Origin of the sequence: Paraburkholderia sp. RAU6.4a, assembly GCF_050435625.1 — a bacterium.
GTDB classification, from domain to species: Bacteria; Pseudomonadota; Gammaproteobacteria; order Burkholderiales; family Burkholderiaceae; genus Paraburkholderia; species Paraburkholderia tuberum.
The window spans coordinates 1,581,480-1,593,633 of the sequence record NZ_JBNDKQ010000003.1; the positions used below are offsets into that span (position 1 = coordinate 1,581,480).

Annotated in this window: 11 protein-coding genes; 8 read left to right on the plus strand and 3 right to left on the minus strand. The window is 64.4% G+C overall.

Going from position 1 to position 12,154, the window contains the following annotated elements; all coding sequences use genetic code 11:
* Window positions 1–41 precede the first annotated feature (41 nt).
* Together OKW40_RS31925 and OKW40_RS31930 are read right to left on the minus strand one after the other, a co-directional pair.
* Window positions 42–911, minus strand: coding sequence for a sulfurtransferase (locus tag OKW40_RS31925; RefSeq protein WP_090808405.1), 870 nt, complete (start codon window positions 909–911; stop codon window positions 42–44).
* Between the two features lie 125 nt (window positions 912–1,036).
* On the minus strand, window positions 1,037–2,143 hold the full coding sequence (locus OKW40_RS31930) for an aromatic ring-hydroxylating oxygenase subunit alpha (RefSeq protein ID WP_429352636.1): 1,107 nt from the start codon (window positions 2,141–2,143) through the stop codon (window positions 1,037–1,039).
* Window positions 2,144–2,463: 320 nt separating this feature from the next.
* Between OKW40_RS31930 and OKW40_RS31935 the strand changes: the two genes are divergently transcribed.
* From OKW40_RS31935 to folE2, 4 genes are all read left to right on the plus strand, one after another.
* On the plus strand, window positions 2,464–2,772 hold the full coding sequence (locus tag OKW40_RS31935) for an exodeoxyribonuclease VII small subunit (RefSeq protein ID WP_090808406.1): 309 nt from the start codon (window positions 2,464–2,466) through the stop codon (window positions 2,770–2,772).
* Window positions 2,769–3,650: a polyprenyl synthetase family protein gene (locus OKW40_RS31940; RefSeq protein ID WP_184057461.1), complete on the plus strand. Its 882-nt coding sequence runs from the start codon at window positions 2,769–2,771 to the stop codon at window positions 3,648–3,650. The genes OKW40_RS31935 and OKW40_RS31940 overlap by 4 nt, the downstream gene beginning before the upstream one ends.
* 87 nt (window positions 3,651–3,737) lie before the next feature.
* Window positions 3,738–5,645: a 1-deoxy-D-xylulose-5-phosphate synthase gene (gene dxs, locus OKW40_RS31945; protein WP_429493267.1), complete on the plus strand. Its 1,908-nt coding sequence runs from the start codon at window positions 3,738–3,740 to the stop codon at window positions 5,643–5,645.
* A 245-nt stretch (window positions 5,646–5,890) separates the two neighbouring features.
* A complete protein-coding gene (gene folE2, locus OKW40_RS31950; protein WP_429493268.1) occupies window positions 5,891–6,697 on the plus strand; it encodes a GTP cyclohydrolase FolE2 in 807 nt (268 codons plus the stop codon).
* 94 nt (window positions 6,698–6,791) lie between these two features.
* On the opposite strand, the gene tsaD is transcribed toward folE2, so the two are convergent.
* Entirely contained in the window at window positions 6,792–7,820 is a 1,029-nt protein-coding gene (tsaD, locus tag OKW40_RS31955; RefSeq protein WP_184054832.1) for a tRNA (adenosine(37)-N6)-threonylcarbamoyltransferase complex transferase subunit TsaD, read from the minus strand.
* 145 nt (window positions 7,821–7,965) lie between these two features.
* Here tsaD and OKW40_RS31960 point away from each other — a divergent pair, with 145 nt between their 5' ends.
* The 4 genes from OKW40_RS31960 to dnaG all read left to right on the plus strand — a co-directional run bounded on the left by OKW40_RS31960 (window position 7,966) and on the right by dnaG (window position 12,143).
* Window positions 7,966–9,201: an NAD(P)/FAD-dependent oxidoreductase gene (locus OKW40_RS31960; RefSeq protein ID WP_429493269.1), complete on the plus strand. Its 1,236-nt coding sequence runs from the start codon at window positions 7,966–7,968 to the stop codon at window positions 9,199–9,201.
* Between the two features lie 49 nt (window positions 9,202–9,250).
* Window positions 9,251–9,463, plus strand: coding sequence for a 30S ribosomal protein S21 (gene rpsU / locus OKW40_RS31965; protein ID WP_090808416.1), 213 nt, complete (start codon window positions 9,251–9,253; stop codon window positions 9,461–9,463).
* Between the two features lie 235 nt (window positions 9,464–9,698).
* Complete coding sequence (locus tag OKW40_RS31970) at window positions 9,699–10,145, plus strand: GatB/YqeY domain-containing protein (protein WP_184057455.1); 447 nt, start codon at window positions 9,699–9,701, stop codon at window positions 10,143–10,145.
* 117 nt (window positions 10,146–10,262) lie between these two features.
* The gene (dnaG, locus tag OKW40_RS31975) at window positions 10,263–12,143 is read left to right on the plus strand and encodes a DNA primase (protein ID WP_184057453.1); all 1,881 of its coding nucleotides are present in this window, start codon (window positions 10,263–10,265) and stop codon (window positions 12,141–12,143) included.
* The last annotated feature ends 11 nt before the right edge of the window (window positions 12,144–12,154 follow it).

The following is a 12,154-nucleotide window of genomic DNA, read 5'->3' on the forward strand; positions in this document are numbered from 1 at the left end:
CGAATTCCTCGCGTCTGGTTACGACTTGCGGCGGCTCGCGCTCAAGGTTTCGCCCCCGTCGCCACCGGCCGTTTCGGATCGGAACTCCATTCGCTCCAGGAGCCCGCGTACAACGCTGAACCATGCAGGCCGGCAACCTCCATCGCAAGCGAATTGATGCAGGCGGTCACGCCCGAGCCGCATTGCAGCACCACGTGTTCGGGCGGCGTGTCGCCGAGCAGCGCGTGGAATTCCTCACGCAGTGTGTGCGCCGGCTTGAAGCGGCCGTCGGGGGTCAGGTTGTCCTTGAAGAAGCGGTTCAGCGCGCCCGGGATATGGCCGCCGACGCGGTCGAGCGTCTCGTTTTCGCCGCGATAGCGATCGGCCGCGCGCGCATCGACGACGATTCGCTCCTTCGAACCGAGGTTGCGCTCGACCGCCTGGGTATCGATAGTCACGGCGAGCGGCGCGGCCGCCTTGAAGTCGCCGGTGTTCTGCGCGGGCACGTCCTGCGTCAGCGGTTGGCCAGCCGCTTCCCATGCCTGCAGCCCGCCGTCGAGCAGCGCGACCGCGTCGTGACCGAGCCAGCGCAACAGCCACCAGACGCGCGCCGCGTACATGCCGCCTTGTGCGTCATATGCGACGACCTGTTGACCTTGCTTCAGTCCCCGCGACTCCAGCGTTTCGACGAGCCGCGCGCGATCGGGCAGCGGATGCCGGCCGTTCGAGCCGTTCTTCGGCCCGGACAGATCGCGATCGAGATGCAGATAGTGCGCGCCCGGCAGATGGCCGGCCAGCCAGGCTTTCTCGCCCGCGTCGGTATCGGCGAGGTCGAACCGGCAGTCGATCACGAACACGCTGCCCGGCGCGGCCGTGAGCCGCTCGGCAAGATTGGTCGCGGAGATCAGGGTGGTGTAATGAGTGTGGGGCATGAGCGTCTCCTCGATACGGGCGATGGCGGCTGGCACATGGCCGGTCTATATCGGTAGTCTAAACAAAAAAAGACGGGTCGAAGCCCGTCTTTCCTTGAGTCGATCGATGCGCCACGCGGCGCGGATCAGATCGTGCCGAGTTCGCGCCGCAGAAACTCGTGGAAGTGCTGCATACCGTCTTCCATCGGGCTCTGATACGGTCCGACCTGTGATTCGCCGCGCTCCATCAACGCGAGGCGGCCGGCGTCCATGCGCTCGGCGATCTCGTCGTCTTCGCGGGCTGTCTCCATATAGGCGGCGCGCTCGGCTTCGACGAAGTCGCGCTCGAACAGCGCGATTTCCTCGGGGTAATAGAACTCCACCACGTTGGTGGTCTTCTGCGGACCGCGCGGAATCAGCCACGACACGACCAGCACGTGCGGATACCACTCGATCATGATGCCCGGGTAGTACACCATCCAGATCGCGCCGAACTCGGGCGGATTGCCGTCGCGAAAGCGCAGCACTTCGTCGTGCCACTTGCGATACGTCGGGCTGCCCGGTTGCTCGAGCGCCTTGTGCACGCCGACCGTCTGCACGCTGTACCAGTCGCCGAACTCCCACGTCAGATCGTCGCAATTGACGAAGCTGCCGAGGCCCGGATGGAACGGTGCGACGTGATAGTCCTCCAGATAGACCTCGATGAAGGTCTTCCAGTTGTAGTTGCACTCATGGACTTCGACGTGATCGAACATGAAGCCCGAGAAATCGAAATGGCGCTTGGTGCCGAGGCGTGCGAGATCTTTCGCGACGTCCCGACCTTGGGCCTCGAACAGCAGACCCTGCCAGTTCCGCAGTGGCGTGGCGCCGAGATTCAGGCACGGGTTGTCGGCGAAATGGGGCGCGCCGAGCAGCTCGCCCTTCAGGTCGTACGTCCAGCGATGCAGCGGACAGACGATGTTCTGCGTCTGGCCGCGGCCGTTGAGCATGATGGCTTGCCGGTGGCGGCACACGTTCGACAGCAACTCGACTTGCGACTGCTGGTTACGGACGAGTACCCGCCCCTCGCGTTCGCTGGGCAAGGCAAAATAATCCCCCGCTTCGGGCACCATGAGATCGTGGCCGATGTAGCGAGGACCTTTCTTGAAAAGGGTGTCGATTTCGCGCGTAAGAAGCGCTTCGTCAAAGTAAGCCGTGACTGGCAGCTGGCTATGAACAGACCGCAACTGCAATGCATTGCTCAGATTGGACATTCCCACTCCCGATGAAGACGTGAAAGCAGTGAACAACCCAACCATCGAAGATTCGATTTAGGGAGCCCGCAATTATACCCGTTTCCCTGTGACAGGGGCACTTAAGTCCCTGATTTGGGTTAAAAATGTCAAGAAAGTTCGGCATTTTCGCCGCAGACCTCAAGCTTTTTTTCTGCGAGACTTCAGGGTCGAAGCGGGGCAAGGGTGGGCATCGGACAGGCTCGAAGCGAGACAGCACGGCGGGGCGCAGGCCGGCGGGCGGATCGAAAATGTCGCTTTTGCCGTAGAATGTCCGACTTGTTTTAATTTTGCGACTATTCATGGCGAAGACCGCATCGAACGATTCCGCCGCCGCACCAGCCGAAAGCGGCGATAGCGCGCCGCTGCCGGAGAACTACGAGGCCGCGCAGACCGAACTGGAAGAGCTCGTCGCGCGCATGGAAGGCGGCAGTCTGAGCCTCGAGGAATCGCTGGCCGCTTACCGTCGCGGGGCGGCACTTGTCGCATTCTGTCAACAGCAGCTCGAAAAGGTCGAGCAGCAGGTGCGGGTCCTCGATGGCGAGACCCTCAAGCCGCTGCCCATGAATACCGCAGGAACAGCCGCGACTGAGAGCGGGGACGACCTATGACATTCGAACAATGGACGCGCTCGGTGCTCGAACGCGTCGAAACGGCTCTGGAACACTATCTGCCGGCCGAGACGACCGAACCCGCCAGGCTGCACGAGGCGATGCGCTATGCGGTGCTCGGCGGCGGCAAGCGGGTGCGGCCGCTCCTGTGCCACGCGGCCGGCGAGCTGACCGGCGCGCGTGCCGAATGCCTCGATGCGGCGGCGGCGGCGCTGGAAATGATTCACGTGTACTCGCTCGTGCACGACGACATGCCCTGCATGGACGACGACGAACTGCGCCGCGGCAAGCCGACGGTCCACGTCAAGTATGACGAAGCGACCGCGCTGCTGGTCGGCGACGCGCTGCAGTCGCAAGCATTCATCGTGCTCACGTCCGACGTACTCGGCCGGCCGCAGCAGGCCTCGCTCGTACGCGAACTCGCGCTCGCAAGCGGCTCGATCGGCATGTGCGGCGGCCAGGCCATCGATCTGGCGAGCGTCGGCCACACGCTGACCCGCCCGCAGCTCGAGACCATGCATCGCATGAAGACCGGCGCGCTGCTGCGCGCGGCCGTGCGCATGGGCGCATTGGCCGGCGAGACGCCGGACGCGCAGGGTCTGGCGTCGCTCGACGCCTACGCCGCCGCGGTCGGTCTTGCGTTTCAGGTCGTCGACGACATTCTCGACGTCACGACCGACTCCGCAACGCTCGGCAAGACCGCCGGCAAGGACGCGAAGGACGGCAAGCCGACCTACGTGTCGATTATTGGGCTCGACGCGTCGCGCGCGCTCGCGGCGCAACTGCGCAGCGACGCGCACGCCGCGCTCGCGCCGTTCGGCGCGCGCGCGCAGCGTCTTGCCGAACTGGCCGACCTGGTGGTGAACCGGGTCAGCTGAACGCGAAAGCCCGCCGCCGCGCACCCTCCATCCCCGGGGTGCATGTATGAAGTGCGGGCGCGTAAGTTTTCCTACAATGGAACGACGATGTACGACTTGCTGAAAACCATCGACGACCCGGCAGCCCTGCGCCGCCTCGATCGCCGCCAATTGCACCCGCTTGCCGACGAGTTGCGTGCCTTCGTGCTCGACAGCGTATCGCAGACGGGCGGCCATCTCTCGTCCAACCTCGGCACGGTCGAGTTGACCATCGCGCTGCACTATGTCTTCGATACGCCGCACGACCGGATCGTCTGGGACGTCGGCCATCAGACCTATCCGCACAAGATCCTGACCGGTCGTCGCGACCAGATGCACACGCTGCGTCAGTTGGGCGGCATCTCGGGCTTCCCGAAGCGCGACGAATCGGAATACGACACCTTCGGCACCGCGCACTCGAGCACGTCGATTTCGGCCGCGCTCGGCATGGCGATCGCGAGCAAGCTGCAAGGCGACAACCGCATGGGCATCGCCGTGATCGGCGACGGCGCGATGACGGCCGGCATGGCCTTCGAGGCAATGAACAACGCGGGCGTCGAAGACGACGTGCCGCTGCTCGTGATCCTCAACGACAACGACATGTCGATCTCGCCGCCGGTCGGCGCGCTGAATCGCCATCTCGCGCGTCTGATGTCCGGGCGCTTCTATGCGGCTGCGCGCGCGGGCGTCGAGCGCGTGCTGCGCGTCGCGCCGCCGGTGCTCGATCTCGCGCGCAAGCTCGAGGAGCACGCGAAGGGCATGATCGTGCCGGCGACGCTGTTCGAAGAGTTCGGCTTCAACTACATCGGACCGATCGACGGTCACGATCTCGATTCGCTGATTCCGACGCTGCAAAACATCAAGGAACTGCGCGGGCCGCAATTCCTGCACGTGGTCACGAAGAAAGGCCAGGGCTACAAGCTGGCCGAGGCTGATCCGGTGCTGTACCACGGCCCCGGCAAGTTCAATCCGGCCGAGGGTATCAAACCGGCCGCGACGCCCTCGAAAAAGACCTACACGCAGGTGTTCGGCGAGTGGCTGTGCGACGCGGCCGAGCTCGACTCGCGCGTGATCGGCATTACGCCGGCAATGCGTGAAGGCTCGGGCATGGTCGAGTTCGAAAAGCGCTTCCCGGATCGTTACTTCGACGTCGGCATCGCCGAGCAGCACGCGGTGACGTTCGCGGGCGGCCTTGCCGCGGACGGCATGAAGCCTGTCGTCGCGATCTATTCGACCTTTCTGCAACGCGCGTATGACCAGCTGATTCACGACGTCGCGCTGCAAAACCTGCCGGTGGTGTTCGCAATCGATCGTGCGGGTCTCGTTGGTGCGGACGGCGCGACGCATGCGGGCGCGTACGACCTCGCGTTCATGCGTTGTATTCCGAACATGACCGTGATGGCGCCGTCTGACGAAAACGAGTGCCGCCAGATGCTGTACACCGCGTTGCAGCAGTCGCATCCGACCGCTGTGCGCTACCCGCGCGGCGCGGGTACCGGGGTCGCAACGGTCAAGCAGATGGCCGCGTTGCCGCTCGGCAAGGGCGAAGTGCGTCGCGAGACGTCAGCGCCGGCCGGCAAGCGCATCGCGATTCTCGCGTTCGGCACGATGGTCGCGCCGTCGCTCGCGGCCGCCGAGCAACTCGACGCCACCGTCGCGAACATGCGCTTCGTGAAGCCGCTCGACACCGAACTCGTGCGCAAGCTGGCCGAGACGCACGACGCGATCGTCACCGTCGAGGAAGGCTCCATCATGGGTGGCGCGGGTTCGGCGTGCGTCGAAGCCCTGCTCGCAAGTGAGGTTATGCGTCCCGTACTACAATTGGGCCTCCCCGATCGGTTCATCGATCACGGGGACCCGGCCAAGCTGCTCGCCGCGTGCGGTCTCGACGCCGCGGGTATCGCCCGGTCGATCCGCGAACGCTTCCTTGCGAGCGGCGCGGTCGGCGGTCAGTCGTCCGTGAAGCGCGTCGCGTAAAGCGCTGTCGGCTGTCGTGCCGTCGTAGGTTCGACTCACGCCGCCGTCATGCGACGGCGGCTTCGGCAATCTCCAGTTTGAACCGACGGGTGTTGTGGGCCGTCACCCAACGCCGGCGCGAGCCGGCGTTCGCCGTTGCGCGCACTGATCCGCATGGCCGATGGGTGCCTCGCACTCGCTGCGCGATAGTCGCCGATGCAGCGAAACCTTGGCGCAGCCCGGCGCTTTCCAGAAAGGACAAAAGAATGAATCAGATGAATCCCGCTTTCGTGATGCCCGACGTGCAAAGCACCCCCGACACGCGCCAGATTCCGATCCAGCGGGTCGGCGTGAGGGGCGTGCGTCATCCGTTGACGATTCGCACGCAAGGTGGCGAAGTGCAGCCGTCGGTCGGCACGTGGAATCTCGACGTGCATCTGCCGGCCGAGCAGAAGGGCACCCACATGTCGCGCTTCGTCGCGTTGCTCGAAGAGAACAAGGAGCCGCTCGAACCGGCCACGTTCCGCACGATGCTCGCGGCTATGCTCGAAAAACTCGAGGCGGAGGCGGGCCGCATCGAAGTGTCGTTCCCGTACTTCGTGAACAAGACCGCGCCGGTGTCGGGCGTGCAGAGCTTGCTCGATTATGAAGTCACGCTGACCGGTGAGACCCGCCATGGCGCGACGCGGGTGTTCCTGAAGGTGCTGGTGCCGGTCACGAGCCTGTGCCCGTGCTCGAAGAAGATCTCGCAGTACGGCGCGCACAATCAGCGTTCGCACGTGACGATCGATGCCGAGCTGAACGGCGACGTCGCTGTCGAAGAGTTGATCCGTATCGCCGAGGAAGAAGCGTCGTGTGAACTGTGGGGCCTGCTCAAGCGCCCGGACGAGAAGTTCGTCACCGAGCGCGCGTATGAAAATCCGAAGTTCGTCGAAGACCTCGTGCGCGACGTTGCCCAGCGTCTGAATGCCGACGAGCGCATCGTCGCGTATGTGCTCGAAGCGGAGAACTTCGAGTCGATTCACAATCACAGCGCGTATGCGGTGATCGAGCGGGACAAGCGCTTCGCCTGATACGTTCCTGATCGCTCCACGCCGTTTCGTTTCGAAGGCATTGAAGCAAAAAAGCCGCTTGTAAAGCGGCTTTTTGTCCTCTTGGGGCGGCGGTTCAGTGCGCGAGCGACGTCAGATCCCAACGCGGCTTCACGGTGAACGCGTAGTCGTGGCCGGCCTGTTCGGGCCAGCGTTGCAAACGCAGCGCGCCGGCCAGCGCGATCATCGCCCCGTTGTCCGTGCACAGCGACAGGTCCGGGTAGTGGACGTAGAAATTGCGCTTCTGCGCGGCGGCCGACAGCGCTTCGCGCAATTGCCGGTTCGCGCCGACGCCGCCCGCCACCACCAGCCGGTTCAGCTTCGTGCGCTTGAGCGCCGCTAGAGATTTCGCGGCCAGCACGTCGACGGCGGCATCGACGAAACCGCGCGCGAGGTCGGCCTTGGCCTGCTCGCAGATGTTCGCGCCGCCCAGCCGGTTCGCGTGCGTGAGCACGGCGGTCTTCAGGCCGCTGAAGCTGAAATCGAGGTCGCCGGAATGCAGCATCGGGCGCGGCAGCACGACTGCGCCGGGTGTACCGAACTCGGCCATGCGCGAGACTTCGGGGCCGCCCGGATAGCCGAGGCCCAGCAGCTTGGCGGTTTTGTCGAAGGCTTCGCCGGCGGCGTCGTCGAGCGTCTCGCCGAGCGTCTCGTAGAAGCCGACGTCCGTCACACGCATCAACTGCGTGTGGCCGCCCGAGACCAGCAGCGCGACGAACGGGAACGGCGGCGGCTCGTCGACGAGCAGCGGCGACAGCAGATGCCCTTCGAGATGGTGAATGCCCACGGTCGGCTTGTTCCACGCCATCGCCAGCGAATTCGCGACGCTCGCGCCGACCAGCAGCGCGCCCGCGAGCCCAGGCCCTTGCGTGTAAGCGATCGCGTCGATGTCGCCGCGCGCGACGCCGGCGCGCTCCATCACCTCTTCGAGCAGCGGCAGCGCGCGGCGGATATGGTCGCGCGATGCAAGCTCCGGCACGACGCCGCCGTACTCCCGATGCATCGCAATCTGCGAATGCAGCGCGTGCGCGAGCAGGCCGCGCTCCGTGTCGTAGAGCGCGAGACCGGTTTCGTCGCAGGAGCTTTCGATGCCGAGAACGAGCATGATGAATCGCTTGAGACGGGCGCGCGCGACGCGCGTCCGGAAGTGAAAGGTAAGCCTGAAAGTATACCAGCGCGGACAGGCGGCCGCAGGCGGCCCGCTGAGCACGGGCATGGACGCGTGGGCCCGGCAGGTACAATGCGGCCCCATGGAATCCTTCGATATCGCAGTGATCGGCGCGGGCGCGGCCGGCATGATGTGCGCGGCCGTGGCCGGTCAACTCGGCCGGCGTGTGGCGCTGATCGACCACTCGCAGCGTCTCGCGGAAAAAATCCGCATTTCCGGCGGTGGCCGGTGCAACTTCACGAATCTGTATGCGGGGCCGGCCAATTATCTGTCGGCGAATCCGCATTTTTGCCGCTCGGCGCTCGCGCGCTATACGCCGCGCGATTTCATGGCGCTGCTGAAGCAGCATCGCGTGACATGGCACGAGAAGCACAAGGGCCAGCTGTTCTGCGATCAGTCGAGCGACGCGGTCATCGACATGCTGAAGAACGAATGCGACGCCGGTGGGGTTGCATGGCGCACGCCGCTGTCGGTCGAAGAGGTGCGCCAGGACGCCGAAGGACAGTTCCTGCTCTGCACGACGGCGGGCACGATCGCCGCCCGTGCGCTCGTGATCGCGACGGGCGGTCTGTCGATCCCGAAGATCGGCGCGACCGATTTCGCGTACCGGATCGCCAGGCAGTTCGGCCACAAGTTGATCGACACGCGTCCCGCGCTGGTTCCGCTGACCTTCGCTCCGGCCGACTGGGAGCCGTTCGCGGCGCTATCGGGCGTGTCGCTTGAAGTAGAGCTGTCGACTGGCAATACGAAGACCGGCGCCGAATTCACCGAAGATCTGCTGCTCACGCACCGCGGCCTGTCGGGCCCAGGCGTGCTGCAGATCTCGAGCTACTGGCAGCCCGGCGAGCCGATTCACATCAATCTGCTGCCGGAGCGCGACGCCGCGACTGCGCTCATCGACGCGAAAAGCGGCACGAAGCGGCAGATCGCCAATCTGCTATCGGAATGGGTGCCGCAGCGGCTCGCGCATGTGTGGCTCGACACTCACCGGATGGCCGCCGAGGCCCGCGTCGCCGATCTGCCGGACAAGGCGCTGCGCGGCATCGGTGAGGCGCTGTCGCGCTGGACCCTCACGCCGAACGGCACCGAGGGTTATCGCAAGGCCGAAGTGACGCGCGGCGGGGTCGATACGCGCGGTTTGTCATCGACCACGATGATGAGCGCGCGGGTGCCGGGCCTCTACTTCATCGGCGAGGCGGTCGACGTGACCGGTTGGCTCGGCGGCTACAACTTCCAGTGGGCGTGGGCGTCGGGTGTCGCGGCGGGCGAGGCGGCGGCCGAATATGCCCGGGGGCTTGACGGCGCAATGGCTTTGTGAGAAAGCTCTGCTATACTCCTGAACCTTTACAAAGTTCCGTTATTGAAAAATGACGACCGTCCGCGTAAAAGACAATGAGCCGTTCGAAGTCGCCATGCGCCGTTTCAAGCGCACCATGGAGAAAAACGGCTTACTGACGGAACTTCGCGCTCGCGAGTTTTACGAGAAACCCACAGCCGAACGCAAGCGCAAGAAAGCGGCGGCAGTGAAGCGTCATTTCAAGCGTCTGCGTGGCCAGATGCTGCCAAGGAAGCTCTACTGATTCTGGCGTTGCCCCGCTGTACACGGCGCGGCAGCATCCAAGCCGATGGCGGCACGACAGGTGTCATCATGGCAAACCCGGCCCATCGGGCCATCCGGCAGGGTCGCATCCACTACGCAAAATTGCGCCAACCCGCTTGAGGAAGACGTCCCAAGCGGGTTTTTGTGCTGATGCGGCAGTATCGCCGCCGTCGACCGGCCGGTTTTTCAACTTTTCAACGCAATTCAGGTGAGTGATGAGTCTCAAGGACCGGATCAACGACGATATGAAAGCTGCCATGCGGGCGCGCGAGACCGAACGTCTCGGGACGATCCGCCTGCTGCTCGCCGCGATCAAGCAGCGTGAAGTCGATGAGCGGGTCACGCTCGACGATGCCGCCATAACCTCCGTCATCGACAAGATGATCAAGCAGCGCAAGGATTCGATCAGCCAGTTCGAGGCCGCAGGACGTACGGATCTTGCGGACAAGGAAAAGGCCGAGTTGGCTATTCTTTCCGCGTACATGCCTGAGCAGATGTCCGAAGCGGAAATCGTTGCCGAGGTGCAGGCGGCGGTCGCGCAAACCGGCGCTGCCGGCCCGCAGGACATGGGCAAGGTGATGGGCGTGCTGAAGCCGAAGCTGGCCGGCCGCGCCGACATGACCGCCGTCTCCGCACAGGTCAAGGCCGCGCTCGCTAAGTAACTCTGTCGATTTGTCCGGGTCGCGCGCCTCCAGAAGGCGAGGCGCGGGACCCGGGCGCGGTGTCGAGCCCGGGCTCCGGGCTTGGATTTTGAAGCTTTCCAGGCAGCGTCATTTACTGTGATCCCACCGTCATTCCTGCAGGACCTGCTCAACCGCGTCGATATCGTCGACGTGGTCGGCCGGTATGTGCAGCTGAAAAAGGGCGGCGCGAACTTCATGGGGCTGTGTCCGTTTCACAACGAGAAGAGCCCCTCGTTTACGGTTAGTCCGACTAAACAGTTTTATCACTGCTTCGGCTGCGGTGCGCATGGTACGGCCATCGGTTTCCTGATGGAACACGTGGGCGCGTCGTTTCCCGAAGCGGTCAACGAGCTCGCGCAATCGGTGGGTCTCACCGTACCGCACGAGGCTTCTCCCGGATATGGCGGCGGCGGTGGAGGCGGAGCTGGCGGCGGCTACGCGCCGGCGGCATCGAAGGCCGTGACAACCGCGCTGTCCGATCTCATGCAGACCGCCTGCGACTACTACCGTAAGCAACTGCGCGGTGCGCCGGGCGCGATCCAATATTTGAAGAAGCGCGGCCTGACCGGCGAAGTCGCCGCGCGCTTCGGTCTCGGCTATGCGCCGGACGGGTGGCAAAACCTCGAGGCGGCGTTCCCGAACTATCGCGACGACGCCCTGGTCGAAGCGGGTCTCGTGATCGTCAGCGAAAAGTCGGACGCGCAGGGTCAGAACCGCCGCTACGACCGCTTTCGCGAGCGGATCATGTTCCCGATCCGCAATGTCAAAGGACAGGTGATCGGCTTCGGCGGCCGCGTGCTCGACGGCGGCGAGCCAAAGTATTTGAATTCACCGGAAACGCCGCTATTTAACAAGGGCAGCGAGCTGTACGGGCTGTTCGAGGCGCGTCTTGCGATTCGAGAGCAACATTACGTGCTGGTCGTCGAAGGTTATATGGACGTGGTCGCGCTGGCCCAATTGGGCTTCCAGAACGCCGTCGCGACCCTCGGCACCGCTTGCACGCCGATTCATGTGCAGAAACTGATGCGCCAGACCGATACGGTCATCTTCAGTTTCGACGGCGACGCGGCCGGCCGGCGCGCCGCGCGTCGCGCGCTCGATGCGTGCCTGCCGCACGCCGCCGACAACCGGACGATCCGTTTCCTGTTCCTGCCCAGCGAGCATGATCCCGACAGCTACGTGCGCGAGTTCGGCACCGAGGCTTTCGCCGAACAGGTCGAACGGGCGATGCCGTTGTCGCAGTTCATGCTCAACGAGGTGTTGACCGGCAAGGAGCTCGATCAGCCCGAAGGCAAGGCCCGCGCGCTGTTCGACGCGAAACCGCTGCTGCAGGCGTTGCCGGCCAATGCGCTGCGCGCGCAGATCATGCATATGTTCGCAGACCGGCTCGATGTGCCATTCAGCGAAGTCGCGGCGCTTTGCGAGGTCGACGCGCGGATCGCGGCCGCGTCGCGCAAGGCGCCGGCCCGCAAGGACCGGCGCAGCGTGACCGGCATCGAGGAAAAGACGCTGCGCAATCTGGTGATGTATCCGCGCACGGTCGCGATGCTCGACGAAGCGGCCGAAGAGGCGCTGCTCACCGTGACCCGGCACGGCGAACTGTTCGCGGAAGTGACGACGCACGCGCGAGCCCTCGGCGATTCGGCAGCGTTCCAGTTGTTGTCCGATCTCTTGCGAAATGGCGCGAACGCCCCAACTTTCGAGGAAATCTTTCGCAAAATTCTAGACTATGATGAAAACGTCCGGGATTTGCTGCTGAAAGACCCGCAGGACGCGGCCGTCATCGAGGAACGGCGCGAGCAGGAACGAATTGTCGGCGAGGAGCTGAAAGCCGCGATTTTGAAGATGCGATACGACGCTTATTGCGATCGTCTCGAACAGCTTTCGCGACAGTCGCGGCATACGCCGGAAGAGTTTGCCGAGTTTTCGGAGCTCAACCGGAAGCGGGCCGACATGAAGCGTCAACTCGGGCTGTAGCGGCGAGGCCG